Source organism: Streptomyces tanashiensis, from assembly GCF_014648895.1.
GTDB classification, from domain to species: Bacteria; Actinomycetota; Actinomycetes; order Streptomycetales; family Streptomycetaceae; genus Streptomyces; species Streptomyces tanashiensis.
Genome location: NZ_BMRZ01000003.1, coordinates 329,620 through 356,444 on the forward strand (window position 1 = coordinate 329,620; position 26,825 = coordinate 356,444).

General features: G+C 72.9%; 22 protein-coding genes. 11 read left to right on the forward strand and 11 right to left on the reverse strand.

Annotation, left to right across the window (positions count from 1 at the left end; all coding sequences use genetic code 11):
* Window positions 1-6 precede the first annotated feature (6 nt).
* The 3 genes from dusB (at window position 7) to IE237_RS12125 (ending at window position 5,847) form a co-directional block, all read left to right on the forward strand.
* Window positions 7-1,143 carry a tRNA dihydrouridine synthase DusB gene (gene dusB, locus IE237_RS12115; RefSeq protein WP_141297967.1) on the forward strand — a complete coding sequence of 379 codons (1,137 nt, stop codon included), beginning with the start codon at window positions 7-9 and terminating at the stop codon, window positions 1,141-1,143.
* A gap of 356 nt (window positions 1,144-1,499) precedes the next feature.
* Entirely contained in the window at window positions 1,500-4,211 is a 2,712-nt protein-coding gene (gene ppdK, locus IE237_RS12120; protein WP_189801915.1) for a pyruvate, phosphate dikinase, read from the forward strand.
* Between the two features lie 601 nt (window positions 4,212-4,812).
* Complete coding sequence (locus tag IE237_RS12125; protein WP_189801916.1) at window positions 4,813-5,847, forward strand: ArsR/SmtB family transcription factor; 1,035 nt, start codon at window positions 4,813-4,815, stop codon at window positions 5,845-5,847.
* On the opposite strand, the gene IE237_RS12130 is transcribed toward IE237_RS12125, so the two are convergent.
* Complete coding sequence (locus tag IE237_RS12130) at window positions 5,817-6,974, reverse strand: alkaline phosphatase PhoX (RefSeq protein ID WP_189801917.1); 1,158 nt, start codon at window positions 6,972-6,974, stop codon at window positions 5,817-5,819. The two genes, IE237_RS12125 and IE237_RS12130, sit on opposite strands and share 31 nt — an antisense overlap.
* A gap of 299 nt (window positions 6,975-7,273) precedes the next feature.
* Here IE237_RS12130 and IE237_RS12135 point away from each other — a divergent pair, with 299 nt between their 5' ends.
* Window positions 7,274-7,723, forward strand: a complete 450-nt coding sequence (locus IE237_RS12135; protein ID WP_189801918.1) for a group III truncated hemoglobin — start codon at window positions 7,274-7,276, stop codon at window positions 7,721-7,723.
* An 89-nt stretch (window positions 7,724-7,812) separates the two neighbouring features.
* Window positions 7,813-8,229: a VOC family protein gene (locus IE237_RS12140; protein ID WP_189801919.1), complete on the forward strand. Its 417-nt coding sequence runs from the start codon at window positions 7,813-7,815 to the stop codon at window positions 8,227-8,229.
* 11 nt (window positions 8,230-8,240) lie between these two features.
* Here the strand turns inward: IE237_RS12140 and IE237_RS12145 are convergent, their stop codons facing one another.
* The 6 genes from IE237_RS12145 to IE237_RS12170 form a co-directional block, all read right to left on the reverse strand.
* Window positions 8,241-9,005 carry an SDR family NAD(P)-dependent oxidoreductase gene (locus tag IE237_RS12145; protein ID WP_189801920.1) on the reverse strand — a complete coding sequence of 255 codons (765 nt, stop codon included), beginning with the start codon at window positions 9,003-9,005 and terminating at the stop codon, window positions 8,241-8,243.
* 23 nt (window positions 9,006-9,028) lie between these two features.
* Entirely contained in the window at window positions 9,029-10,309 is a 1,281-nt protein-coding gene (locus IE237_RS12150) for an MFS transporter (RefSeq protein ID WP_370468182.1), read from the reverse strand.
* Between the two features lie 210 nt (window positions 10,310-10,519).
* Window positions 10,520-11,104 (reverse strand): TetR/AcrR family transcriptional regulator, encoded by a 585-nt coding sequence (locus IE237_RS12155; protein WP_189801922.1) that lies wholly within the window; start codon window positions 11,102-11,104, stop codon window positions 10,520-10,522.
* A 37-nt stretch (window positions 11,105-11,141) separates the two neighbouring features.
* Window positions 11,142-11,471 (reverse strand): nitrite reductase small subunit NirD, encoded by a 330-nt coding sequence (nirD, locus tag IE237_RS12160; RefSeq protein WP_189801923.1) that lies wholly within the window; start codon window positions 11,469-11,471, stop codon window positions 11,142-11,144.
* Entirely contained in the window at window positions 11,468-13,987 is a 2,520-nt protein-coding gene (nirB, locus tag IE237_RS12165; RefSeq protein ID WP_189801924.1) for a nitrite reductase large subunit NirB, read from the reverse strand. The genes nirD and nirB overlap by 4 nt, the downstream gene beginning before the upstream one ends.
* Complete coding sequence (locus IE237_RS12170; RefSeq protein ID WP_189801925.1) at window positions 13,984-15,414, reverse strand: NAD(P)/FAD-dependent oxidoreductase; 1,431 nt, start codon at window positions 15,412-15,414, stop codon at window positions 13,984-13,986. Before IE237_RS12170 ends, nirB begins: the two co-directional genes overlap by 4 nt.
* Before the next feature lie 294 nt (window positions 15,415-15,708).
* Between IE237_RS12170 and IE237_RS12175 the strand changes: the two genes are divergently transcribed.
* Genes IE237_RS12175 through IE237_RS12185 form a run of 3 tightly spaced genes read left to right on the forward strand, consistent with a single transcriptional unit; the run spans window position 15,709 to window position 18,020 of the window.
* Window positions 15,709-17,016, forward strand: coding sequence for a ferredoxin reductase family protein (locus IE237_RS12175; protein WP_189802542.1), 1,308 nt, complete (start codon window positions 15,709-15,711; stop codon window positions 17,014-17,016).
* Window positions 17,009-17,197 carry a hypothetical protein gene (locus tag IE237_RS12180; protein ID WP_189801926.1) on the forward strand — a complete coding sequence of 63 codons (189 nt, stop codon included), beginning with the start codon at window positions 17,009-17,011 and terminating at the stop codon, window positions 17,195-17,197. The genes IE237_RS12175 and IE237_RS12180 overlap by 8 nt, the downstream gene beginning before the upstream one ends.
* Window positions 17,198-17,234: 37 nt before the next feature.
* Window positions 17,235-18,020 (forward strand): sulfite exporter TauE/SafE family protein, encoded by a 786-nt coding sequence (locus IE237_RS12185; RefSeq protein ID WP_189801927.1) that lies wholly within the window; start codon window positions 17,235-17,237, stop codon window positions 18,018-18,020.
* Between the two features lie 15 nt (window positions 18,021-18,035).
* Here the strand turns inward: IE237_RS12185 and IE237_RS12190 are convergent, their stop codons facing one another.
* The 3 genes from IE237_RS12190 to IE237_RS12200 form a co-directional block, all read right to left on the reverse strand.
* Window positions 18,036-18,653 (reverse strand): class F sortase, encoded by a 618-nt coding sequence (locus tag IE237_RS12190; protein ID WP_189801928.1) that lies wholly within the window; start codon window positions 18,651-18,653, stop codon window positions 18,036-18,038.
* 88 nt (window positions 18,654-18,741) lie between these two features.
* Window positions 18,742-19,284 carry a GVDTG sorting domain-containing protein gene (locus tag IE237_RS12195; RefSeq protein WP_189801929.1) on the reverse strand — a complete coding sequence of 181 codons (543 nt, stop codon included), beginning with the start codon at window positions 19,282-19,284 and terminating at the stop codon, window positions 18,742-18,744.
* A 264-nt stretch (window positions 19,285-19,548) separates the two neighbouring features.
* Window positions 19,549-20,319 (reverse strand): aminotransferase class IV, encoded by a 771-nt coding sequence (locus tag IE237_RS12200; RefSeq protein ID WP_189801930.1) that lies wholly within the window; start codon window positions 20,317-20,319, stop codon window positions 19,549-19,551.
* A 67-nt stretch (window positions 20,320-20,386) separates the two neighbouring features.
* Between IE237_RS12200 and IE237_RS12205 the strand changes: the two genes are divergently transcribed.
* Genes IE237_RS12205 through cutA form a run of 3 tightly spaced genes read left to right on the forward strand, consistent with a single transcriptional unit; the run spans window position 20,387 to window position 24,722 of the window.
* Window positions 20,387-22,120 carry an ABC transporter ATP-binding protein gene (locus IE237_RS12205; RefSeq protein ID WP_189801931.1) on the forward strand — a complete coding sequence of 578 codons (1,734 nt, stop codon included), beginning with the start codon at window positions 20,387-20,389 and terminating at the stop codon, window positions 22,118-22,120.
* Window positions 22,117-24,006, forward strand: coding sequence for an ABC transporter ATP-binding protein (locus tag IE237_RS12210; RefSeq protein WP_189801932.1), 1,890 nt, complete (start codon window positions 22,117-22,119; stop codon window positions 24,004-24,006). The genes IE237_RS12205 and IE237_RS12210 overlap by 4 nt, the downstream gene beginning before the upstream one ends.
* Entirely contained in the window at window positions 24,003-24,722 is a 720-nt protein-coding gene (gene cutA / locus IE237_RS41500; RefSeq protein WP_189801933.1) for a divalent cation tolerance protein CutA, read from the forward strand. Before IE237_RS12210 ends, cutA begins: the two co-directional genes overlap by 4 nt.
* Here cutA and IE237_RS12220 read toward each other — a convergent pair.
* A complete protein-coding gene (locus IE237_RS12220; RefSeq protein ID WP_189801934.1) occupies window positions 24,709-26,814 on the reverse strand; it encodes a molybdopterin oxidoreductase family protein in 2,106 nt (701 codons plus the stop codon). The two genes, cutA and IE237_RS12220, sit on opposite strands and share 14 nt — an antisense overlap.
* Window positions 26,815-26,825: the final 11 nt, after the last annotated feature.

Sequence of the window (26,825 nt, forward strand, 5' to 3'; positions counted from 1 at the left end):
GGCCGAATGACCGCGTTCACCCCCCTCGCCATCGGGCCGCACATCGTGCAGCCGCCGGTGGTGCTCGCCCCGATGGCCGGCATCACCAACGCCCCCTTCCGTACCCTCTGCCGTGAGTTCAGCGGCGGCAAGGGGCTGTTCGTGAGCGAGATGATCACGACGCGCGCCCTGGTCGAGCGCAACGAGAAGACGATGCAGCTCATCCGCTTCGACGAGACGGAGAAGCCGCGCTCGATCCAGCTGTACGGCGTGGATCCCGTGACGGTCGGCAAGGCCGTGCGGATGATCGTCGACGAGGACCTCGCCGACCACATCGACCTGAACTTCGGCTGCCCGGTCCCGAAGGTGACCCGGAAGGGCGGCGGCTCGGCCCTGCCCTACAAGCGGCCGCTGTTGCGGGCGATCCTCAACGAGGCCGTGGGCAACGCGGGCGACCTGCCCGTCACGATGAAGATGCGCAAGGGCATCGACGACGACCACATCACCTACCTCGACGCGGGCCGGATCGCGGTCGAGGAGGGCGTGACCGCGATCGCCCTGCACGGGCGGACGGCGGCGCAGCACTACGGCGGCACGGCCGACTGGGACGCCATCGCGCGGCTCAAGGAGCACGTGCCGGAGATCCCGGTGCTCGGCAACGGCGACATCTGGTCGGCCGACGACGCGCTGCGGATGATGCGGGAGACGGGCTGCGACGGCGTCGTCGTGGGCCGCGGCTGCCTGGGCCGCCCGTGGCTCTTCGGGGACCTGGTGGCGGGCTTCGAGGGCACCGGTGAGTACGCCCAGCCGGGTCTGCGCGTGGTCGCGGACGCGATGGTGCGGCACGCGCGGCTGCTCGGCGAGTGGCTGGGCGACGAGGCACGCGGTGTCATCGACTTCCGCAAGCATGTGGCCTGGTACCTGAAGGGCTTCGCGGTCGGCTCCGAGATGCGCAAGAAGCTGGCCATCACCTCTTCCCTGGACGAGTTGCGCGCTCAGTTGAGCGAGCTCGACCTGGACCAGCCGTGGCCGGTGGGTGCGGACGGCCCTCGGGGCCGTACGTCCGGAAACAACCGAGTTGTCCTGCCGGACGGCTGGTTGAAGGACCCCTACGACTGCTCCGGCGTGAGCGAGGACGCCGAGCTGGACACGTCCGGCGGCTGAGATCCGGCCCTTCTGGGGGAGTGATCCTCGCCACCCTTGAGGGGGGTGGTGCTCAGATGAGCAGGTTACGGGTAGCTGCACAGCCTGAAGGGGTGGCACTGAGTGCCACCCCTTTTGTGTTCAAGGCTTGAACGCAAGTGCTCGATTGGGCGCTCATCTGAGCGACTAACCGCTGGATTGGGTCAACTGGCCTTCGGGGCGTGAAACCGGAATCTTCGGCTCGGTAACTTTCGAAGTGCTGGCGGACGGGTGGTTAAGACCGTGTGACCGGTAGGCGTACCTCCCCAGAAGCCTTCGATCTGGGTATGTTCCTCGCCGTCAGGGCAGCCAACCGAGTCATCGAGGAGTCGGGACCCGTGTCGGAAATCAATGATCAGAAGTTCGTCTACGACTTCACCGAGGGCAACAGGGACCTGAAGGACCTGCTCGGTGGCAAGGGCGCCAACCTCGCCGAGATGACCAACCTCGGCCTGCCGGTGCCTCCGGGCTTCACGATCACCACCGAGGCGTGCAAGGTCTACCTCGAGAGCGGTTCGGAGCCGGTGGAGCTCCGCGACGAGGTGAGCGCGCACCTCGACGCCCTTGAGCAGCAGATGGGCAAGAAGCTCGGCCAGGCCGACAACCCGCTTCTCGTCTCGGTCCGCTCGGGCGCCAAGTTCTCCATGCCGGGCATGATGGACACCGTCCTCAACATCGGCCTCTCCGACGAGTCGGTGGCCGGCCTCGCCCGCCAGGCCGACAACGAGCGCTTCGCGTGGGACTCGTACCGCCGGCTCATCCAGATGTTCGGCAAGACCGTCCTCGGCGTCGACGGCGAGCTCTTCGAGGAGGCCCTCGACGAGGCCAAGGCCTCGAAGAAGGTCGCCAGCGACACCGACCTGGACGCCGCCGACCTCAAGAAGGTCGTCAAGCACTTCAAGAAGATCGTGAAGGCCGAGACCGGCCGCGACTTCCCGCAGGACCCGCGCGAGCAGATGGACCTCGCCATCGAGGCCGTCTTCAACTCCTGGAACACGGACCGCGCCAAGCTGTACCGCCGCCAGGAGCGCATCCCGGGCGACCTCGGCACCGCCGTCAACGTCTGCTCGATGGTCTTCGGCAACCTCGGCCCCGACTCCGGCACCGGCGTCGCCTTCACCCGCGACCCCGCCTCCGGCCACGCCGGCGTCTACGGCGACTACCTGCAGAACGCGCAGGGCGAGGACGTCGTCGCCGGTATCCGCAACACCGTGCCGCTGGCCGACCTCGAGTCGATCGACAAGAAGTCGTACGACCAGCTCATGCACATCATGAACACGCTGGAGACCCACTACAAGGATCTCTGCGACATCGAGTTCACCATCGAGCGCGGCCAGCTCTGGATGCTCCAGACCCGCGTCGGCAAGCGCACCGCCGGTGCCGCCTTCCGCATCGCCACGCAGCTCGTGGACCAGGGCCTGATCGACGAGGCCGAGGCGCTCCAGCGCGTCACCGGCGCCCAGCTCGCCCAGCTGATGTTCCCCAAGTTCGACGAGAACGCCAAGGTCGACCAGATCGGGCGCGGCATCGCCGCCTCCCCGGGCGCCGCCGTCGGCAAGGCCGTCTTCGACTCGTACACGGCCGTCAAGTGGTCCCGCTCCGGCGAGAAGGTCATCCTGATCCGCCGTGAGACCAACCCGGACGACCTGGACGGCATGATCGCCGCCGAGGGCATCCTCACCTCCCGCGGCGGCAAGACCTCGCACGCCGCCGTCGTCGCCCGCGGCATGGGCAAGACCTGTGTCTGCGGCGCCGAGGAGCTGGAGGTCGACACCAAGCGCCGCCGGATGACCACGGCCGACGGCCAGGTCGTCGAGGAGGGCGACGTCGTCTCCATCGACGGCTCCACCGGCAAGGTCTACCTCGGTGAGGTACCCGTCGTACCGTCCCCGGTCGTCGAGTACTTCGAGGGCCGCATGCACGCCGGCGCCGACGACGCCGACGAGCTCGTCGCCGCCGTCCACCGGATCATGGCCTACGCCGACCGCGTCCGCCGCCTCCGCGTCCGCGCCAACGCCGACAACGCCGAGGACGCGCTGCGCGCCCGCCGCTTCGGCGCCCAGGGCATCGGCCTGTGCCGCACCGAGCACATGTTCCTCGGCGAGCGCCGCCAGTACGTCGAGCGCCTCATCCTGGCCGACACGGACGCCGAGCGCGAGGAGTCGCTGAAGGCGCTGCTCCCGCTGCAGAAGCAGGACTTCATCGAGCTCTTCGAGGCCATGGACGGCCTGCCCGTCACGGTCCGCCTGCTCGACCCGCCGCTGCACGAGTTCCTGCCCGACATCACCGAGCTGTCGGTGCGCGTCGCCCTCGCCGAGTCCCGCAAGGAGCCGCACGAGAACGACCTGCGCCTCCTCCAGGCCGTGCACCGGCTGCACGAGCAGAACCCGATGCTGGGTCTGCGCGGTGTCCGTCTCGGCCTGGTCATCCCCGGCCTGTTCACCATGCAGGTCCGGGCGATCGCCGAGGCCGCGGCCCACCGCATCGACGCCAAGGGCGACCCGCGCGTCGAGATCATGATCCCGCTCGTCGGCACCGTCCAGGAGCTGGAGATCGTCCGCGAGGAGGCCGAGCAGGTCATCGCCGAGGTCCAGGCGCAGACCGGCGTCGAGCTGAAGCTCGCGCTCGGCACCATGATCGAGCTGCCGCGCGCCGCCGTGACCGCCGGCCAGATCGCCGAGGCCGCGGAGTTCTTCTCCTTCGGCACCAACGACCTGACCCAGACGGTGTGGGGCTTCTCCCGCGACGACGTGGAGGCCTCGTTCTTCACCGCGTACCTGGAGAAGGGCATCTTCGGCGTCAGCCCCTTCGAGACCATCGACAAGGACGGTGTCGGCGCGCTCGTGCGCAGCGCCGTCCAGGCCGGCCGGGCCACCCGCCCCGACATCAAGCTCGGTGTCTGCGGTGAGCACGGCGGTGACCCGGAGTCGGTGCACTTCTTCCACGAGGTGGGTCTCGACTACGTCTCCTGCTCGCCCTTCCGGATCCCGGTGGCGCGCCTGGAGGCGGGCCGCGCCGCGGCCGAGGCGAAGGGCAGCGACAGCCGCTGAGTCCTGCTGAACCGGGGGTCAGGAGCGGCGGTCGGGCCCTCCTGAACCCCGGTTCAGCAGTGGGGGCCGGATCCTCCTGAACCCCCGTTCAGCAGCGAATACAGCCACCGGGGCCGCCGCCGGTCACCCCACCACCCTCACCGACGGGCGGCGGCTCCGGATTCACAAAAGAGACGGGACGGACACCTTTGTGCGGAGGTGTCCGTCCCGTCGCATATTCTCCGGGTGCTTGCCTTGCACGTGTGAGTTCATGTTCAATTACGGCCGATTGAATTATTGGCTATTGAACTTTTACGTTTCCGTGTCGCAAAGAACGGGGCGGGCGCGACCCCCGGATCCCCACCCGGAGGCCGCGCCCTTTACCGATGCCGGGCAGGTGAGCCGCAACCTCGCCGACCGCCGCCGGACGGGCAAAGCCCCCCACGGTCTTCACCACGTCACCTCGGTCCTGAAGGTTTCCTGCCCGACCCGTACAGCTTTTCGGTTCCGCCCCGATTGCCGCGATGCCTTTCAACTGTGGCTGAAACACCCTGGTAACGTGCAGTGATGCTGTGCATACTCGTCGTCGGGGGTGGTTGCGAGTGCACAGGTGGGGACCTTCATGCTGCGGATTCATTTCACCGGAAACGACTTGGCGGGGGTGCGGACGGCCGCCCGGCCGGACGTTCTGTGGGAAACGATTCTGAGCTTTCACCGTTTAAGGGACCGGCGCGGCCCCGTCGTCTACGGAGAATGGCGCGCGGACGCCCGGATGCGGCTCGGCGGTGAGACCCGTCTCCTCGCCGCGCTCGTTCCCAGCCGCGGCTATTTTCCCGACTTCCTGACGCCCGCGGAGGGCGTCCACGGGCTCGACGAAGGACTCCAGGCCATCCGTGCCACCGAGCACGGACGGCTGCGCGGAGAACTCTCGCTGCTCGCCGCCGACCGCTCCGGCGGCCGGACGGTGCCGCACTCGCTGCGTGCCCTCGCCGACGGCGGCGCGGAGCCCTTCGACCGGCTCACGGGGGCGCTGCGGAGCTACCACAGGGCCGCCGTCGAGCCGTACTGGCCGCACATCCGGGCCCGCGTCGAGGCCGACCGGGCCCGCCGCGGCCGGGCCCTCCTGGACGGCGGAGCCGAGGAGCTGCTCGCCTCGCTGCCGCCGATGCTGCGCTGGCGCGCGCCCGTCCTGGAGGCGGACTACCCGGTCGACCGGGACGTCCATCTCGACGGGCGGGGGCTGCTGCTCCAGCCCTCGTTCTTCTGCCGGGGGACCCCGGTGGTGCTGCGCGATCCCGCGCTGCCGCCGGTCCTCGTCTACCCCGTCACGCACGGCGAGACGCCGACCGTCCGCGCGCCGGGCGGCTCCTCGCTGGCCAAGCTGGTCGGCCAGACCCGCTCGGCCGTCCTGCACGCCATCGGGGACGGCGGGACGACCAGCGAGCTGGCCCGCAGGGCCGGGGTGTCGCTGGCCTCGGCCAGCCAGCACGCGGGCGTGCTGCGCGAGGCCGGGCTCATCGCGACCCTCCGCCACGGCAACGCGGTCCTGCACACCCTGACGCCGTTGGGCGCCGCCCTGCTCGGCGGCGCCCAACGGACGGTGGACCTGCGGTGCTACACGGGGAACTACGCGCGGAACGGGCCGGTCACCTCGTAGGTGATGCCGCCCGAGGAGCTGCCGCTCGTGCCGCGCTGGCTGGAGAAGTACAGGCGCGTGCCGTCGGGGGAGAAGGCCGGTCCGGTGATCTCGGAGCCGGACTGGCCGGTGATCCGCAGGAACGGCGCGACGATGTCGTCCGGCGTGATGACGCAGATCTCCATGTTGCCGCCGTCCTCGGCGACGAACAGGTCGCCGGAGGACGTGCCGGTGATGTTGTCGACGCCGGTCAGCGGGGCGCCGCCGCCGGAGACCAGCGAGTCGTCGTAGGCCAGCTCGTACGTGCCGGCGGCGAGGTCGACCTGCCAGACCCGGTTGTCGCCCTTGGTGGTGAACCAGACGGTGTCGTTCGCGTAGTAGCAGCCCTCGCCGCCGTTGAAGCGCTTGGCGCCGGAGACCTGGTTGCGGGTGGTGGTGGGCGAGCCGTCCGGGTCCGGCACGTTCTGCCAGGTGAAGGTGCCGGAGGTGGCGGTGCCGGCCTTGAAGACCTGGAGGGTGCCGGAGGAGAGGTTGCCCCAGGTGGTGGGGAGGAAGCGGTAGAAGCAGCCGTCCGTCTCGTCCTCGGTCAGGTAGATCGCCTGGCGCACCGGGTCGGCGGCGGCGGCCTCGTGCTTGAACCTGCCCATCGCGTCCCGGCGGGTGGCGGTGCCGCCCCACGGGTTCGTCTCGTAGACGTAGCCGAGGGACACCTCCTCGCAGGACAGCCAGGTGTTCCACGGGGTCTTGCCGCCGGCGCAGTTCTGGCGGGTGCCGGAGAGGATGCGGTACGCGTCGGTGACGGTGCCCGAGGAGTTGAACTTCACCGCGCTCGCGCCGCCGCTCGGGTTGATCTCCGAGTTCGAGACATAGATCCAGCCGGTGCCGTCGGCGAAGCAGGCGCCGCCGTCGGGGGCGTTGTGCCAGGCGTACGAGGTGCCGGTCACGGTCTGCCCGGACCGGGCGATCACCCGGCTGGTGAACCCGGCCGGCAGCTGGATGCCGTTCGCGTCCGCCGCGCCGAGCGCCCCGTAGGGGCCGGCGCCGGGCTGGGCGGGGGCGGCGACGGCCGCGCTCTGCCACAGGCTGCCGCCGAAGGCGGCGGCCGAGGTGCCGATGACCGCTCCACGCAGGAAACTGCGTCGCTCCACGTCTCACTCCTGAGAAGGGTGGTGAACCGCCCCGCCACACCGGTCGGCGACGGGGTCGCGCGCTTCCGGAACCTAGGAGTACGGAGTTGACTGTGCGTCAACGAGCGGTTACGGGGAAACGGCGAGCGCCGGGCCCTTCGGCACGGGCCGGGTGTCGGTGGCGCGGGGCCGGGCGCTTCGGCGCGGGCCCGGGCGCTTCGGCACGGGGGCGAGGCCTTCGGCGCGGGGCCGTGGGCTTCCGGATGAGGCGGGGACCTTCGGCACTGGGGGAGCGGGGCGCGGGAGGGCAGACTGGGGGCATGCGTGCCACCCGGGACATCGGCGACCGTCACGACCTCGACGTGTTGCTGCGGCGCTTCTACGGTGCCGCCTTCGGCGACCCCCTGATCGGGCCCTTCTTCACCGAGATCGCCGGGACCGACCTGGAGGTCCACCTGCCGCGCATCGCCGACTTCTGGGAGCGCGCCCTCTTCCGCACCGCCGCGTACGGGCGGGACGCCTTCGCCCCGCACGCCGCCCTCCACGACGCCCGGCCGCTCACCGCCGCCCACTTCGGGCGCTGGGTGCAGCTCTGGCACGCGAGCGTCGACGGGCTCCACCAGGGGCCCCGGGCCGAGCGGGCCAAGGAGCAGGGGGAGCGGATCGCGCTCGCCCTGCTGCGCCGGCTCGCCGGGCCCGGGGCGGCCACCGGAGGCACGGGCGGCGGGTTCGTCCCGCTGGCGGCCCTCGAACTGCGTTCCGTGGCCTGAGCCAAAAGAATCCTCGGGAGAGCGATGAGTTCCGAGGGGCGGGCCCGTCTTACCTCTCGACAGCACCGCACGAGAGAGACGAGAGCGCCATGGCCCCGCAGATGATCTTCGTGAACCTGCCCGTCAAGGACGTCGACGCCGCGAAGGCCTTCTTCGAGAAGCTCGGCTTCTCGTCGAACCCGCACTTCAGCGACGAGACCACCGCCTGTGTGGTCATCAGCGACACGATCTTCGCGATGCTCCTCGAAGAGCCCAAGTTCAAGTCCTTCATGGCGCCCGGCAAGGAGATCTCCGACGCGACCAAGTCCACGGAGGTCCTGGTCACGCTCAGCGCCGAGAGCCGGGAGGAGTGCGACCGGCTCGCCGACGCCGCCCTCGCCGCCGGTGGCACCGCGGCGAAGGAGCCGCTGGAGATGGGCACCTCCATGTACGGCCGCTCCTTCGCCGACCTGGACGGCCACCACTGGGAGGTCTTCTGGATGAACCCGGCGGCCGTCCAGGGCTGAGACCCGCGCGATCAGGCCGAGACGCCGCCGTCGATCACCAGGTCCGTGCCGACGGCGGAGGCCGCGTCGTCCGACGCGAGGTACAGCACCGCCGCCGCCACCTCGGCCGCCGAGGAGATCCGGCCCAGCGGCGACTCCTGCTTCATCCGGATCTCCCGCTCGGCCTCCGTCTCGCCGGGCCGCAGCGACATCGTGGACTCCGCGGCGCCGGGGCTGACCGCGTTGATCCGGACCCCGTCGGCGATGTGGTCCAGGGCCGCGGCCCGGGTCATCGCCGAGACCGCCGCCTTGGAGACCTGGTAGCCGAAGACCCCGGGGATCCGGACGTGCGGGCCCAGGTTGGACGCGATGTTCACGATGGCCCCGCCGCCGTTCGCCCGCATGTGGGCGACCTCGGCCTGGAGGGCGTGCAGCACCCCCGTGACGTTGATGTCGAGCAGCGTCCGCCAGTCCTCCAGGGGGAAGTCGGCGGCGCTGTGGCCGCCGCCCCGGAAGACCCCCGCGTTGTTCACGGCGACGTCCAGGCCGCCGAAGAGCTCGACCGCGCGCCGGACCAGCTCCCGGGTGGACTCGGCGCTCGACACGTCGGCGGTGACCGCGGCCGCGGTGCCCCCGGCGGCCTCGATCAGCCCGACCGTCCCGTCGAGCGACTCCGCCGTACGGCCGGCGACGACGACCCTCGCGCCCTCGGCGGCGAAGGCGAGCGCGATGGCGCGGCCGAGACCGGAGCCGGCGCCGGTGACGAGGACGGTGCGGTCGGTGAAGCGTGCGGACATGAGTGACTCCCCTGTGGTCGTTCTCAGTGGATACGGGTGGTGAGGGCGGTCGCGGACGCGAGCGCGGTGAACAGGACGGCCGCGGCGGCCAGCGACACCGCGTCGCCGCCGAGGGTGAGCAGGGCGGCGAAGAGCACGGTCGGCCCGAGCTCCATCGCCGTGTTCAGGACGCCGCCCGCGAGGCCCGCGTGGTGCGCCGGGACGCCGTCGGTGGCGAGGACGGCCGCGCCCGCGAAGGACAGGGCGCCGCCGGCCGGCAGCAGGACCAGGCCGGGCAGCAGCCCGTACGCGTACGGGACGGAGGTGTCGAAGCCGGTCGCGGCCAGCAGCCCGAGCCCGGCGGCGGCCGTGCCCAGCCCGGCGGCCGTCACCCGCCCGGGGCCGTACCGTCCGATCAGCGGGCCCGCGAGCCGGCCCGAGCCGAGCAGGGCGACCGCGAACGGCACGAAGGCGGCGGAGGTGAGCAGCGCGGACCAGCCGCGCTGCTGCTGGAGCGCGAGGGAGAGCAGGACGAAGACCGTGGCCGTGCCGGCCGCCGTGAGCCCGATCGCCGCGAGGCCCAGGGCGCGGCGGCCGTCGCGCAGGAAACCCGGGGGCAGCAGCGGGTCGGCGGTCCGCCGCTCGACGGCCCCGAAGGCGGCGAGCAGGACGAGGCCGGCGAGCAGCGGCACGAGGACCGGGGCGGAGGCCCAGGGGTGGGCGTCGGTGAGGACGAGTCCGTAACTGGCGAGCGTGATCCCGGCGGTGGCGAGCAGCGCCCCGGGCAGATCGAGTGCGCGGTCCCGCCCCGGTGGCGTCGCGGGCAGAAGCCTCGGCGCCAGGAGAAGGGCGGTCGCCGTGACGGCGATCGGGACCGCGAAGGTGCCGCGCCAGGACGTGGCCGCCGCGACGACCCCGGAGAGCAGGTTCCCGGCGGTCGCGCCGAGCACGGAGAGCCCGCCCCAGGTGGCCATCGCCCTGCCGTACGCGGCGGGTTCGGGGTACAGCGTCCGGAGCAGCGCCATCGCGGCCGGGGCGACGAGTGCCGCGCCGGCGCCCTGCCCGAACCGGGCGGCGAGCAGCGTCCCGTACCCGGGGGCGAGCGGCGCGAGGGCGGAGGCGGCGCCGAAGACCAGGAGGCCGGCGGTGAGGACCCGGCGTCCGCCGGAGCGGTCGGCGAGCCGGCCGCCGAGCAGGAGCAGCCCGGCGAAGGTCAGCCCGTAGGCGGCGCTCAGCAGGATCAGTTCGGCGCGGTCGAGCCGGAACTCGGCGCCGATCCGGGGGAGGGGGACGGCGAGGGAGGCGAGCGTGAAGATCAGCGTCATCTGGACGCCCCCGAGCAGGAGGAAGCCGTGGCGGGCGGGCCGGACGCGGGCGGACCGGGGGCGCGCGGGCCCGGGGAGACCGGGCCCGGGGAGACCGGTGGCCCCGCGTCGCTCCCGCAGTCTCGTCGTCGACATCCCATCCCCCTGAACTTGACCGTACGTTCCAAAATGAGCGCCGAAGAAAGGGCGCCCCCCGTGGGCGCCCGTTCCTCAGTCCAGCAGTCCCAGTGCCTGCTCCGCCGCGTCCGTGACCCGGCCCGGCTCGCTCGACACCTTGCCGACCACCCGGATCCCCTGCAGCAGCACGAGCAGCATCCGGGCGAGCGCCCGCGGGTCCCGGCCGGCCGGGAGCTCGCCCCCGGCGCGGGCCCGGGCGAGGGCCCCGTGCAGGAGGGTCTCGATCTGCTCCCAGCTCAGCTCGACCCGGCGGGCCACCACCGTGTCGTGCGGCCCCAGCTCCGCCGCCGAGTTGGTGACGAAGCAGCCGTTCAGGCGCTCCCCGTCCGCCGCCGCCTCGGCGGCGAAGCGGCGGACGAGGGCCCGCACGGCCGGCAGGGCCGGGCCCGGCGCGGACAGCTCCTCGACGATCCGCGGGTCGCGGGTCTCCAGGTAGCGGTCCATCGCCTTCAGGTACAGCTCGTGCTTGTTGCCGAAGGTCGCGTAGATGCTGGCGCGGCCGATGCCGAGGTGCTCCACGAGGTCCGACATCGTCGTCGCCTCGTAGCCGCGCGCCCAGAACAGTTCGAGGGCTGCCTGGAGCGCGGCCTCCGGATCGAATTCCTTGGTCCTGGCCACGAGAAGACCGTACGACTATCTGGAACGATCGGTCAAGTTACTTGGTGCGGACGGGATACACCGTCACCGCGACCTCGTCGTCGTCCAGGCACCGGCCCGTCTCCAGGTCGAAGCGCTGCTTCAGGAGCGGCGAGGCCACGAACGGCCGCCCGTCCGCCGAGCCGACGAGCCCCCGGGACAGCACCTGCGCCCCCGTGAACGGATCGCGGTTGTCGATCGCGTACGTCCGGCCCGACCGGTCCCGGAATACCGCCGCCTGCCGGCCGTCCGGCAGCAGCGCCGCCACACCCCGGCCCGGGGTCAGCCGGGCCTCCTCGCAGACCGCCATCCAGGAATCGGGAGACAAGGACAGTTCGAGCGTCGTCATCGGGAGGTGGCCCCTTCCAGGTTTCCGATCGTGAGGATCGTGAGGTCCGGCTTGATCTGGTCGCGCTCCGGCACGAACCGCACCGACGGGTCCGGCGCCCCCGGCGCGTTCACGAAGGAGACGAAGCGCCGCAGCCGCTCCGGGTCGTCCAGGGTCTCGGCCCACTCGTCCCGGTAGTCGGCCACATGCGCGGCCATCAGCGCCTCCAGCTCGCCGCAGAGCCCGAGCGAGTCGTGCACCACCACGTCCTTGAGGTGGTCGAGCCCGCCCTCCAGGCGCTCCAGCCAGGTCGACGTCCGCTCCAGGCGGTCCGCCGTCCGGATGTAGAACATCAGGAACCGGTCGATGAGCCGCACCAGTTCGGCGTCCGAGAGGTCCTGCGCGAGGAGGTCCGCGTGGCGCGGGGTCGCGCCGCCGTTCCCGCCGACGTACAGGTTCCAGCCGTTCGCCGTCGCGATGATCCCGAAGTCCTTCGACTGCGCCTCCGCGCACTCGCGGGCGCAGCCCGAGACCGCCGACTTCAGCTTGTGCGGGGCGCGCAGCCCCCGGTAGCGCAGCTCCAGCTGGATCGCCATCTTCACCGAGTCCTGGACGCCGTAGCGGCACCACGTCTGCCCGACGCAGGACTTCACCGTGCGCAGCGCCTTGCCGTACGCGTGCCCCGACTCGAAGCCCGCGTCGACGAGACGCGTCCAGATCGAGGGCAGCTGGTCCACCCGGGCGCCGAAGAGGTCGATCCGCTGACCGCCGGTGATCTTCGTGTAGAGCCCGAAGTCCCGGGCCACCTCGCCGATCACGATCAGCTTGTCCGGAGTGATCTCGCCGCCGGGGATGCGCGGCACGACCGAGTAGGAGCCGTTGCGCTGCATGTTGGCGAGGAAGTGGTCGTTGGTGTCCTGGAGGGAGGCCTGCTCGCCGTCGAGGATGTAGCCGTTGTTGAGGGAGGCGAGGATCGAGCCGACGGTCGGCTTGCAGACCTCGCAGCCCTCCCCGCCCTTCGCCGTGTCCCGGCCGTGCGAGTCGAGCAGCGCCGCGAAGGAGGTCAGCCGCAGGGTGCGGGCGATCTCGTACAGCTCGCTCCGGGTGTACGAGAAGCAGCCGCAGAGCCCCTTGTCGGTGGCGGCCGGCAGCAGCTTCTCGATCGTCTTCACGCAACTGCCGCAGCCCGTACCGGCCTTGGTGCACTTCTTCACCTCGGGCAGCGAGGAGCACTGGCCGATCGCGTGCTTCGTGACGTTGTGGCAGGAGCAGATCACCGCGTCGTCCGGCAGGGCCGAGGGGCCGAGCGCGACCGGGGCGCCCGCGCCCGCCGGAAGCACCAGCTGCTCGGGGGAGACCGGCGGCACGGTGCCGGTGAGCGGGCGGAGCAGCCCGTACTGCTCGGCGTCGCCGACCAGGACGCCGCCGAGCAGCACCCCGTCCCCGGAGATCACCAGCTTCTTGTAGACGCCCGAACGGGAGTCGGAGTACACGACGTCGAGGCAGCCCTCGGCCGTCCCGTGCGCGTCGCCGAACGAGGCCACGTCCACGCCGAGCAGCTTCAGCTTGGTCGACATGTCGGCGCCGGTGAAGCCGTTCCCGGCCTCCTCCTCGGCGATCGTCGCCGCCACCGTCTGCGCCATCTCGTAGCCCGGCGCCACCAGGCCGTACACCCGGCCGTCCGAGGCCAGCGCGCACTCGCCGATCGCGAAGACCGCGGGGTCCGACGTACGGCACAGCTCGTCGACCGCGATGCCGCCGCGCTCGCCGACCGTGAGGCCGCAGTCGCGGGCCAGCTGGTCCCGGGGGCGTACACCCGCCGAGAACACGACCATGTCCGTGGCCAGTTCGGAACCGTCCGACAGCCTCATGCCCGTCACGGCGCCGTCCGCCGTGACGACCTCCTGCGTGCCCGTCCCGGTGTGGACGGTCAGACCCATCCGCTCGATCGTCCGCAGCAGGGCCGCGCCGCCGCCCTCGTCGACCTGCACCGGCATCAGGCGCGGCGCGAACTCCACCACGTGCGTGTCGAGCCCGAGGCCCTTGAGCGCGCCCGCCGCCTCAAGACCGAGCAGACCGCCGCCGACGACCGCGCCGGTCGTCGCCGTCTTCGCGTACTCCTCGATCGCGAGCAGGTCCTCGATCGTGCGGTAGACGAAACAGCCGCGGGCGTCCTTGCCGGGGACGGGAGGCACGAAGGGGTACGAGCCGGTGGCGAGCACGAGCGTGTCGTACGCCACGACCCGCCCGGAGCGGGCGGTGACCGTCCGGGCCTCCCGGTCCACGGACTCGGCCGGGTCGCCCACGTACAGCTCGATGCCGTGCTTCTCCATGAAGCCGGCCTCGACCATCGACAGGTCGTCCGGGGTCTTCCCCGAGAAGTACGAGGTCAGCTGCACGCGGTCGTAGGCCGGGCGCGGCTCCTCGCAGAGGACCACGATCCTGGCACGCTCGGTGACGCCACGGTCGGCGAGCGCCTCCAGGAACCGCTGGCCGACCATTCCGTGGCCGACCAGGACGATGGTGGGGGTGGTCATGAGGAGCCTCCGTCGTGGGTGAGCAGGTGCAGCAGGGGGGCCTCGTCGGGCAGGGCTTCGTCGCCCTCCCAGGCCCGGGCGAGCGCGCCGACCGCGGCCAGGTCGCCGAGGAGGACGCCCCCGACGAGCCGGTCACCGCGGACGACGACCTTGCGGTAGGCGCTGCGCGTGGAGTCGGTGAGCTGGACGACGTCGTCGCCGGGCTCGGCCGTGACCTGCCCGAAGGCGGCCAGGTCGAGGGGGCGGGGGCCGCCGAGCGTGAGCCGGGTGAGGGCGCGGGTCCCCTTGTAGCGGGGAGCGGAGTCCGTTGTGGGCGCGTCTGCGCCGTGTGGGCAATCGTCCCGCTGGGCGGGACGGGTGGGCACACGGGACGGCGCCCTTGCCGGCGCGCTCGGCTCCTGTGCCTGCCCGCACCCCGAGGGCGACGCGCTTGCGGTGCGGGTCCAGGCGCGGGGGGCGGAGGCACCCGCAAGGGTGCCGTCCGTTGTGCCCACCCGTTCCGCCCCGGCGGAACGATTGCCCACAACGGACGCCGCCAGAACGTCCGCCAGGACGTCCGCCAGGACGTCCGCCTGGTCCAGGGCCGGGCCCGCCAGGCCGTACACGCGGCCCGCGTGCTCCGCGCAGTCGCCGATCGCGTGGATCGCCGGGTCCGACGTCCGCAGCTCGTCGTCGACCACGATCCCCGTCGCGACGGACAGGCCCGCCTCCCGGGCCAGGGCCACCCGGGGACGGACCCCGCACGCCAGGACCACGACCTGCGCGTCGAGGACGAAGCCGTCGGCGAGTTCGACCGCCGTGACCGCCCCGTCCCGCTGCCGCAGGCCGCTCACCCGGCACTCGGTGTGCACCTCGACCCCGAGGGCCTCGACGTGCTCCCGGAGCAGGGCCGAGGCGTGCTCGTCGAGCTGCCGCTCCATCAGGCGCTCGCCCTGCTGGGTGAGGACCACGTCCGCGCCCCGCTCGGCGAGGGCCCGCGCGGCCGAGACTCCGAGGAGGCCGCCGCCGATGACCACGGCCCGCACCCCGGGCCGTACGAGGGCGCGCAGCTCCAGGCAGTCGTCGAGGGTGCGGAAGGGGTGGACGCCGGCCGGGAGCGCCGCCCCGCGCAGTCCGCGCAGCGGCGGGAGGACCGGGTTGGAGCCGGTGGCCAGGACCAGCCGGTCGTAGCCGACGAGCGAGCCGTCCGCGCACTCGACCGTCCGCGCCGCCCGGTCGATCCGCACCGCCCGCGTCCCGAGCCGTACCGGCTCCAGGGTCCCGGGCAGGGCGATCACCTCGGGGGCGTACCGTCCGGCGAGGACGTCGGCGAGCAGCACCCTGTTGTAGGGGGCGTGCGGTTCCTCGCCGAGGAGGGTGACGGGCAGGCGCTGGGCGAGCCGGGCGCCCGCCGTTCCGCCCCCGACCACCACGATCCGTGTACTCATACCGGAAGGGTGCGGGGCCGGTGTTTCCCGTCGGCATCCCGACTGTTTCCCGTACGGAACGCTGATCTCCGTCCGGGGCGCGGAGCGCTGTGAGGCCCGGCCGGATTAACGCGCGGTCAGTCTCGCCTCAAGCCCGCCTTAAGGATTCCGGGTACGGGCCGGAGCGGCCCTTTCCCGTATACGGGCCGCCCTAGGGTGCCGGACGTGACCACCGAGGCCAGCCACCCCCTCTACTCCCCTCTGCCCGTCGAGCTGTCCGAGCGACCCCCGGCCCAGCTCCCGCCCGCGCCCGCCCTGCGGCTCGCCCCCGAACGGCTGCGGAACGCGACGGCCGCCGGCGGCGGGGCCGTCGCCCTCCTGTGGGGCGTCCAGGCCCGGCCCTCCGCCCGCCTCGACGCGTTCTTCGCGACCGGCGCCCACCTCACCGGCCTCCTCGCCGGGTACGGCGTCCTCGTCCTGCTGCTGCTCATGGCCCGCGTCCCGGCCGTCGAGCACGGCGTCGGCGCCGACCGGCTCGCCCGCTGGCACGCCCTCGGCGGGCGGTACGTCCTCGGCCTGATCGGCGCCCACGCCCTCCTCGCCCTCTGCGGCTACGCGGTGCACACCCGTACCGACCTCGTCACCGCCACCGGGGACCTCCTCGCGTACGGGGCGATCGCCGCGGCCACCGTCGGCACCGGCCTCTTCGTCGCCGTCGGCGTCACCTCCGCCCGGGCCGTCCGCCGCCGGATCCGGCACGAGACCTGGCGGGCGGTCCACCTCGGCGCCCTCCTCGCCGCCGCGCTCGGCTTCGTCCACCAGCTCGCCGGGCCCGACCTCGCCGGCGGTCTCCTCACCCGCTGGCTCTGGTCGATGGCCCACGGCACCGTCGCCGTCGTCCTCGTCTGGTACCGGATCGTGGTCCCCGTCCGTGCCGCCCTCCGCCACGACCTGCGGGTCGCCGAGGTCCGCGACGAGGGCCCCGGGGTCGTCTCCGTCCTCGTCCGGGGCAGGGGAGTGGCGCTGCTGCGCGCGGAGCCCGGCCAGTTCTTCCGCTGGCGTTTCCTCCGGCGCGGGCTCTGGGCGACCGCCCTGCCCTTCTCGCTCTCCGCGCCCGTCCGCGACGACACCCTGCGGATCACCGTGAAGGCGATCGGCGACCACACCCGCCGCATCCGCCGCCTCCGCCCCGGCACCCGCGTCCTGGCCTCCGGCCCCTTCGGCGCGTTCACCGCGCACCGCCGCACCCGCCGCAAGGTCCTGCTGCTCGCCGGCGGGGTCGGCATCACCCCGCTGCGCGCCCTCTTCGAGACCCTGCCCGGCGGGCCCGGCGACGTGACCCTCCTCTACCGGGCCTCGGACGCGACCGGTCTCGTCCTGCGCGCCGAGCTGGAGACCATCGCCCGCGAGCGGCAGGCCGCCCTGCACTTCCTGCTCGGCCCCTCGGACGGTGCCTTCGACCCGCTCGCGCCCCGCGCGCTGCGGGACCTCGTGCCCGAACTCGCCGCCCACGACGTGTACCTGTGCGGACCGCCCGCGATGGCCCGCGCCGCGACCGCCTCCCTGATCAGGGCCGGGGTGCCGGCCTCCCGCATCCACAGTGAGGACTTCGACCATGCCTAGACACAGCGCCCCCCGCGCCTCGGTGGAGTTCGCCCGGAAGCGCCTCGCCGCCGCGCTCCTCGGCACCGGGGCACTCGCCGCGAGCCTGCTCACGGCCGTCGTCACCCCGGCGGCCCCGCCCGCCCCCGACCGGGAACCGCGCGCCGCAAGCTCAGAACTGGCTCAACGATCAGGAGATTGATGGACGGGGCAACGATCGCGTCCCTAGGCTCACGGGCATGCCCGACATCTCGCTGACCACCCTTGTCCTGCTCTGCCTCGCCGCGCTGGTGGCGGGCTGGATCGACGCCGTGGTGGGCGGTGGCGGGCTGCTCCAGCTGCCCGCGCTCCTGCTCGGGCTGCCGCACGTGCCGGCCGCGCACATCCTCGGTACGAACAAGGCCGTCTCCATCGTGGGCACCACCGGGGCCGCGATCACCTACGTCCGCAAGGCGCCCGTGCAGGTGTGGACGGCGGTACGGATCGGGCTCGCGGCCCTCGCGGGCTCCATGGGCGGCGCCTTCTTCGCGGCCGGGATCAGCAGTGACGTCCTGCGCCCGGTGATCATGGTGGTGCTGCTCGCGGTCGCGGCCTTCGTGATGCTGCGGCCCTCCTTCGGCGCGAAGGCCGAGGGGGAGGAGCGGGCGCCGCTGACCCGGGCACGGATCGTGACCGCGATCGTGGTCGTCGGCGGCGGGATCGGCTTCTACGACGGACTGTTCGGGCCGGGCACGGGCACCTTCCTGGTCCTCGCGCTGACCGCCGTGCTCCACCTGGACCTGGTGACGGCCTCCGCCACCGCGAAGATCGTCAACGTCTGCACCAACGCGGGGGCGCTCGTCATGTTCGCCTACCAGGGCACGGTGTACTGGCAGCTCGCGGCGGTCATGGCCGCCTTCAACCTGGTCGGCGGGACGGTCGGGGCCCGGATGGCACTGAGCAAGGGCGCCGAGTTCGTCCGCGGGGTGCTGCTCGTGGTGGTGCTCTCGCTGGTCGCGAAGCTGGCCTTCGACCAGTGGGCGTGATGCTCCAGGGGTGTCTCAGCGGACCCCGATGAGGTGGCCGAAGGCGACCACGTTCCCCTGGTAGCCGTTCTTCTTCGAGAAGCCGCCGCCGCAGGTGATCACCCGGATCTCGGCCCGGCCGGCCTCGTCGTACACCTTGCGGCTCGGGAAGTCCTTGTTGTCGTAGACCTCGATCGCGTCGACCGTGAAGACGGCGGTCCGCCCGTCCGCGCGGTCCACCTCGATCCGGTGGCCCTTCTTGAGGGCGCCGAGCGTGTAGAAGACGGCGGGCCCGTCGGCGTTGTCGACGTGGCCGGCGACGATCGCGGTGCCCTTGGCGCCGGGCGTGGTGCCGTCCCCGTACCAGCCGGCCATGTTCCGGTTCCCGGCCGGCGGCACGTCGAGCGCGCCGTCCGCCGCGAGGCCGAGCCGCATCATCGGGGCGTCCACGTCGGTCTCGGGGATCCTCAGCCGGACCGGCGGCGAGGGCGGCAGCGGGTCGGCGGCGGCGTCGGTGTGCACGCTCGGCCCGGCGGCGAAGGCCTGCGCGGCCGACGGCACGGGCGGGGTGACGTTCTCCGAGCCGTTGTGGACGAGCCAGAGTCCGACGCAGGCCGCCGCGGCTATGCCCCAGCCCTTGCTCCTGTTGCTCACCTGGGTTCCCTCGGTCGCTTCGTGGGGGTGTGGCCCTGCCCCCGCCGGGCCGTGTCCGGGCGCGGCGGGGGCAGGACAGGCGGTGGTCTCAGTGGCCCTGGGCGCCGCTCGCCCGGCGCCGCAGGAGCCAGACCCCGCCGACGGCAGCCGCGGCCAGCACCGCCGCGCCTGCCGTGACCTGGGCGGTGTCGGGGCCGATGCTGCCTCCGACACCGGTCTGGACGTGGCCGCTCGGACTCCGGTGCTTGACCGTCAGGTCGCCCCGGGCCGTCTTGCCGTTGTCACAGGCCACGCTGATCCAGTAGGAACCGGCCTTGACGTGCTCCGGCACCCTGAACTGTCCGACCACGACCTCCTTGTGCGTGCTCGGACTCAGTGGGAACTCGCCCGCGCCGAGCGAGTTCGCGTCCCCGACGCCGTGCCCGTGCTTGCCGCAGGCGAGCGTGTTCACGGTGACGGTCTCGCCCGGGGAGGCGGACGAGGGAAAGATCTCCAGCGACTCGTGGCCCTGGTTGCTCTGGTTGCTCTGGTTGTTCCACTCGTTGTCCGCGTACGCCGCGGGGGCGGCGAACGCCCCGATCGCGGCGACCGCCAGCGCGGTACCGGTGAACAGGCGGGCAGTGGTGCGCATGGGGGTCCTCCGGGGCGCGCGAGCGGTCATGCCGGCTGGTCCTCCCGGGAGGGACATCCCGGAGCCGGACCTTCTGAGACCGAGATAAGAGCCGCGCCGCGCGCCCCGCCTGCTGATGGGGCATCAGGATTGCTCCGTCCGATACGGCGCGTCGCCTGGATCTCTGGCGTTTCCGCAGGTCAGAGCGGCCTGTGGGCCGTCAGTCGACAGCCCGTGCCGAATGGGTGAGCCCGGCGGCGGTCCCGCCCCGGAGGCCCGGCCGGCTCACGACGCGTACAGGGTCTCGCCCTCCACCGCCCCGTACGCCGCGAACACCCGCTCCATCAGCGCCTCGTCCACCGCGAACGTCACCTCGTCGATCGCCGTCACGGGCGCGATCGTCCGGGAGTTGGTGACGAACGCGGCCCGGAAGCCCGGGAGGTCGGCCAGGGTGACCGGGCGCCGGACCGACTCCAGGCGCGGCTCCAGGAGGGCCATGGTGATGCCGGTGAGGCAGGGGGCCGAGGGCCAGACCACCGAAGCGCCGTCCCAGAAGGCGATGTTGGTGACCGCTCCCTCGGCGATCTCGCCGTACGGGGAGGTCAGCAGGGCGTCGTCGAAGCCCGCCCGGCGGGCCGCCTCTCCGTGGTAGGTCTGGCCGAAGCCGCCCAGGTGCTTGATGTGCGGCGCGGGCCGCCAGTAGTCGACGGTCGTCAGGCGCTGCGGGGCGCCGGGGGCGTCGGGGGCGGGGTCGGCGACGGTCACCACGGTGCGGATGCCCGGGTACACGTACACCCGGACCGAGGCGTCCCGCCGTCCGGCGTTCGCGAGGGCCCCGGTGACGAGCTCGCGCACCAGCCTGCCGTCCAGCTCCCGGTCGAAGAGCTCGCGGGTCGAGCGGTCGAGGCGGTCGAGGTGCAGGGCGAGGCCCTTCACGCGCCCGTCCCGTACCTGCATCGCCGTGAAGTGGCCGAAACCGGTCAGGAGGGCGGCGAGGAGCGCCGGTTCGGCCGCCGGGGTCCCGTCGATCTCGATGTGCGGGGGAGGTGTCGTCATGCCCTCACCGTACGGCGCCAGGAAGACACTTGACCTCAAGCAAACTTGAGGTACCACGATCATCGGCATGCTGTTCCGACTGCTCGCTCCCCGCCTCCGGCCGTACCGGTCCCTCCTCGTCCTCCTCGTCGCCCTGCAGCTCGTCCAGACCCTCGCCTCCCTCGCCCTGCCCACCCTCAACGCCGGCGTCATCGACCACGGCGTCCTGCGCGGGGACACCGGCCGCGTCCTCAGCGGCGGCGCCGTGATGATCGCCGTCACCCTCCTCCAGGCCGCCGCGGCCGCCGCCGCCACCTACGCCGGCGCCAAGGCCGCCATGGGCGTCGCCCGCGACCTGCGCTCCGAGGTCTTCCGCCGCGTCCAGGACTTCTCCGCCCGGGAGCGGGGCCGGTTCGGCGCCGCCTCCCTCATCACCCGGACCACCAACGACGTCCAGCAGATCCAGACGTTCACCGTCCTCGTCCTCACCATGCTGGTCGCCGCCCCGCTGCTCTGCGCCGGCGGACTCGTCATGGCCCTGCGCCAGGACGTGCCGCTCGCCCTCGTCCTGCTCCTCTTCGTGCCCGTGATGACCGGCGCCGTCGGCACCGTCGTCCTGCGCATGCGGCCCCTCTTCCGCGGCATGCAGGAGCGCGTCGACCGGGCGAGCCGCGTGCTGCGCGAACAGATCACCGGCGTCCGGGTCGTCCGCGCCTTCGTCCGTGACCGTCACGAGCGGGAACGGTTCGCCGCCGCCAACGGCGAACTCCTCACCGTCGGCCTCAGGGCCGGCCGGCTCCAGGCCCTCATGTTCCCCACGGTCCTGATCGTCTGGCAGCTGACGACCGTCGCCCTCGTGTACGTCGGCGCCCACCGCATCGACTCCGGAGCCCTCCAGCCGGGCGGCCTCGTCGCCTTCCTCGGCTACCTCCTCCAGACCTCCATGTCCGTGATGATGGTCCTCTTCCTCCTCATGCACATGCCGCGTGCCGAAGCCGGTGCCGAACGCGTCCGCGAGGTCCTCGACACCCGCCCGTCCGTCACCCCGCCCACCCACCCCGTCCGGGCCCTCCCCGGCACCGGCCGCCTCGACCTCGACGGCGTCGGCTTCCGCTACCCGGGCGCGGAGGAGTCCGTCCTCCACGACATCGGGCTCGTCGCCCGCCCCGGCGAGACCACCGCCGTCATCGGCGCCACCGGCAGCGGCAAGTCGACCCTCCTCGGCCTCGTGCCCCGGCTCTTCGACGCCACCGACGGAGAGGTCCGCGTCGACGGCGTCGACGTGCGGACGGTCGATCCGGAACTGATGGCGCGGACCGTCGGACTCGTCCCCCAGAAGCCGTACCTCTTCTCCGGGACGGTCGCGACCAACCTCCGGTACGGGCGGCCCGACGCCACCGACGAGGAGCTCTGGCACGCCCTGGAGGTCGCCCAGGCCGCCGGCTTCGTCCGCGAGCTCGACGCCGGCCTCGACGCCCCCGTCTCCCAGGGCGGCGCCAACTTCTCCGGCGGCCAGCGCCAGCGCCTCGCCATCGCCCGGGTGCTCGTCGCCCGCCCCCGCGTCTACCTCTTCGACGACTCCTTCTCCGCCCTCGACCCCCGGACCGACGCCCGGCTCCGCACCGCGCTGCGCGAGGAGACCGCCGACGCGACCGTCGTCATCGTCGCCCAGCGCGTCTCCACCATCCGACAGGCCGACCGGATCGTCGTCCTCGACCACGGCCGCACCGTCGGCACCGGAACCCACACGTCCCTCATGCGGGACAACCCCACCTACCGGGAGATCGTCCTCTCCCAGCTCACCGAGGAGGAAGCCGCATGAGCACGGCGACCGCGACCCGCGCCACCACCACCCCCACCGGCGGGAACGCCACCGCACCCGCCCGCACCGGCCCCCCGCCCCAGCGCGGCCCCGGCCTCGCCACGCCCTCCCTCGAACGCTCCCTCTCCTTCCGCTCCTCCGGCCTCCGCCTGCTGCGCACCCTCGCCCCCGACCGGGCCCGGCTGCTCGCCGTCCTCGCCGCGGGCGCCGCCGCCGTCTCCCTCTCCGTCCTCGGTCCCCTCCTCCTCGGCCGCGCCACCGACCTCGTGATCACGGGCGCCACCGGCCCCGCCGGCGTCGACTTCGCGGCCGTCGGCCGGATCCTCGCCCTCTCCGTCCTCGTCGTCACCGGCTCCTCCGCGCTCACCTGGGTCCAGCTGCGGATCGCCACCACCGTCGTCCAGCGCGCCGGGCACCGGCTCCGCGAGCGGGCCCAGCACAAACTGGCGAAACTGCCCCTCACCCACCTCGACGGGAAGCCGCGCGGCGAGGTCCTCTCCCGCACCACGAACGACATCGACAACATCACCCAGACCCTCCAGCAGGCCTTCAGCCAGATGACGCGCGCCCTGCTCACCCTGGTCGGCGTCCTCGTGATGATGTTCTGGATCTCCCCGGTGCTCGCCCTCGTCGCCCTCGCCACCGTGCCCGTCTCGGTCGCCGTCGCCGCCTTCGTCGGCAAGCGCGCCCAGCCGCAGTTCGTGAAGCAGTGGGCCGTCACCGGCCGCCTCGGCAGCCACGTCGAGGAGATGATCACCGGCCACACCGAGGTCGTCGCCTTCGGCCGCCGCGCCGAGGCCGTGCGCCGCTTCGACGAGCTCGGCGAGGAGCTCTACCGGGCGAGCTTCCGCGCCCAGTTCGTCTCCGGCTTCATCCAGCCCGCCCTGACCCTCGTCGGCAACCTGAACTACGTGGTCATCGCCGTGGTCGGCGGACTGCGGGTGGCGAGCGGCACGCTGTCCGTCGGCGACGTGCAGGCCTTCATCCAGTACTCGTACGACTTCAACGGCCCCATCAACCAGGTCGCCGCCATGGCCAACCTCCTCCAGTCCGGAGTGGCCTCCGCCGAGCGGGTCTTCGACCTCCTCGACGCCGAGGAGGAGTCCCCGGAACCGGCCTCGCCCCGCAGGCCCGCCGAACTCCGCGGCCGGGTCTCCTTCGAGAAGGTCGCCTTCCGCTACGAGGACGGCAGGCCGCTCATCGAGGACCTGTCGCTCACCGTCGAACCCGGCCGGACCGTCGCCATCGTCGGCCCCACCGGCGCCGGCAAGACGACCCTGGTCAACCTGCTCCTGCGCTTCCACGAGCTCACCGGCGGCCGGATCACCCTCGACGGCGTCGACACGGCCGCCATGACCCGCGAGGAGCTGCGCTCCGCCACCGGCATGGTCCTCCAGGACACCTGGCTCTTCGGCGGCACCATCGCCGACAACATCGCCTACGGGGTGCCCGGCGAGGTCTCCCGCGAGCGGATCGTCGCCGCCGCCCGGGCCGCCCACGCCGACCGCTTCGTCCGCACCCTGCCCGCCGGGTACGACACCGTCCTCGACGAGGACGGCGGCGGCCTCAGCGCCGGCGAGAAGCAGCTGATCACCCTCGCCCGCGCCTTCCTCTCCGACCCGGTGATCCTCGTCCTCGACGAGGCCACCAGCTCCGTCGACACCCGCACCGAACTCCTCGTCCAGCAGGCCATGACCTCCCTGCGCGCGGGCCGCACCAGCTTCGTCGTCGCCCACCGGCTCTCCACGATCCGGGACGCCGACACCATCCTGGTGATGGAGAGCGGCTCGATCGCCGAGCAGGGCAGCCACGAGGAACTGCTCGCCGCCGGGGGCGCCTACGCCCGGCTGCACGCGGCCCAGTTCGCCCGTACGGTGGAGGCGTGATCGTCACCGTCCGCACCACCACCGACGCCCGCGCCAAGGCCGACGCCCTGGCGCGCGGCGCCGTCGAGGCCCGGCTCGTCGCCTGCGCGCAGATCTCGGGGCCCGTCACCTCCGTCTACCACTGGCGGGGCGCGATCGAGACCACCGAGGAGTGGGAGGTGGTCTTCAAGACCACCGAGGCCCGCTACCAGGCCCTGGAGGCGCACCTCCTCGCCGCCCACGACTACGAGACGCCCGAGATCCTCGCCACCCGGGTGACCCGGGTGGCCGAGAAGTACGCCCGCTGGGTCGAGCGGGAGACCGAGGCGGCCGGGGAGATCGAGAGCCCGGTGGACGACCGGCGGCCGTTCTTCGTGTACGGGACGCTGCGCCCGGGCGCGTACAACCACGACCGTTTCCTCGCCGGCCGGATCGGCACGGAGGCGGACGCCGTGCTGCACGGGGCGGTCCTGCACGACGGGCCCGGCTATCCGTACGTCGTCCCGGCGGACGGGGGCCGGGTGGTCGGCACCCTGCTCACGCCCTCGCCCGGTGACTACGGCGACCTCTTCGGCCTGCTGGACCGGCTGGAGCTGCCCGTCGGGTACGAGCGGGTGGCGATGGACGTCGTCCGGGTGCGGGACGGGGCGCGGGTGTCCGCCTGGGTGTTCCTGGCGGCTCCGGACGCGCCCCTGGGCCCGGTCATCGAGAGCGGCGACTGGTTCAGCCGGCCGTAGCGTCCCCGGCGGCGAGCGGTTCCAGACGCACCGCGCACACCTTGAACTCGGGCATCCGCGAGACCGGGTCGAGCGCCGGGTTCACCAGGGTGTTCGCCCGGCCCTCGCCCGCCCAGTGGAAGGGCATGAAGACCGTGTCCGGCCGGATCGACGCGGTGATCCGGGCCGGGGCGACGGCCCGCCCGCGCCGCGAGACCACCGCGAGCCTCTCGCCGTCGGCGACGCCGAGCCGCTCGGCGAGCCGGGGGTGGAGCTCCACGAACGGGCCGGGCGCCGCCGCGTTCAGCTCGTCGACCCGCCGGGTCTGCGCCCCCGACTGGTACTGGGACACGACGCGGCCGGTGGTCAGGACGACCGGGTAGTCGGCGTCCGTCTCCTCGGCCGCCGCCCGGTGCACCACCGGCACGAACCGGGCCCGCCCGTCGGCCGTCGCGAACCGGTCCAGGAAGAGGCGCGGGGTGCCCGCGTGCCCGGGCTCCGGGCAGGGCCAGAAGACGCCCCGCTCCTCCTCGATCCGCCGGTAGCTGATGCCCGCGTAGTCGGCGGGTCCGCCCGCCGAGGCGCGGCGCAGCTCCTCGAAGACCTCCTCCGGGTCCGCCGGGAAGCCCTTCTCCCAGCCGAGCAGCCCGGCGAGCGCGTGCAGCACCTCCAGGTCGCTGCGCACGCCCGCCGGAGGGGTGAGGGCGCGGCGTCGCAGCAGCACCCGGCCCTCCAGGTTGGTCATGGTGCCGGTCTCCTCCGCCCACTGCGTCACGGGCAGGACGACATCGGCGAGTTCGGCGGTCTCGGAGAGCACGACATCGGCGACGGCGAGGAAGTCGAGCGACCGCAGCCGCCCCTCGACGTGCGCGGCGCGCGGTGCGGAGACCACCGGGTTGGAGCCCATGAGGAGCAGCGCCCGCACCTCGCCGCCGAGTGCGTCGAGGAGTTCGTACGCGCTCCGCCCGGGCCCCGGCAGCGACTCCGGTGCGACGCCCCAGACCTCGGCGACGTGCGCGCGGGCGGCCGGGTCGTCGAGCTTGCGGTAGCCGGGCAGCTGGTCGGCCTTCTGGCCGTGCTCGCGGCCGCCCTGGCCGTTGCCCTGGCCGGTGAGGCAGCCGTAGCCGCTCAGCGGCCGGCCGGCCCTGCCGGTGGCGAGGCAGAGGTTGATCCAGGCGCCGACGGTGTCGGTGCCCTTGGACTGCTGCTCGGGGCCGCGCGCGGTGAGCACCATGCCGGCGTCGGCGTCGCAGAACAGGGCGACGGCCTCCCGCAGCAGCGGCACGGGGACGCCGGTGATCCGCTCGACCTGTTCGGGCCAGTGGGACATGGCGCCGGCGCGGGCCGCCGCCCAGCCGTCGGTGCGCTCCTCGACGAACGCCTCGTCCACCCGCCCCTCGGCCACCACGAGGTGGAGCATGCCGAGGGCGAGCGCGAGGTCGGTGCCGGGGCGGGGCGCGAGGTGCAGATCGGCCTGCTCGGCGGTGCGGGTGCGGCGCGGGTCGACGACGATCAGCTTTCCGCCGTTCTCCTTCAGCTCGGTGAGGTAGCGCAGGGCGGGCGGCATGGTCTCGGCGAGGTTGGAGCCGACGAGGATCACGCAGCCGGTCCTGGGGATGTCCTCCAGGGGGAAGGGGAGGCCGCGGTCGAGGCCGAAGGCCCGCTGGTGCGCGGCGGCGGCCGAGGACATGCAGAAGCGGCCGTTGTAGTCGATCTGCGAGGTGGCGAGGACGAGCCGGGCGAACTTGCCCAGCGTGTACGCCTTCTCGTTGGTGAGGCCGCCGCCGCCGAAGACCCCCACGGCATCGGGACCGTGGTCGGCGCGGGTCCGGCGCAGCCCGTCGGCGACGGCGGCGAGTGCCTCCTCCCAGGACGCGGGCTCCAGGGCCCCCGTGTCAGGGCGTCGGACCAGGGGCTCGGTGAGCCTGACCCGGGAGGAGAGTACGGAGGGGGCGGTGCGGCCCTTGCCGCACAGGGCGCCCCGGTTGACGGGGAAGTCGGTCCGCTCGACCACCTCGGCGGGCAGCTCCGGGGTGCCGGTGGGGCGGAGCGACATGCCGCACTGCAGGGCGCAGTAGGGGCAGTGGGTGGGGACGGTGGCGGCGTCGGACATGCGGCCAGCAT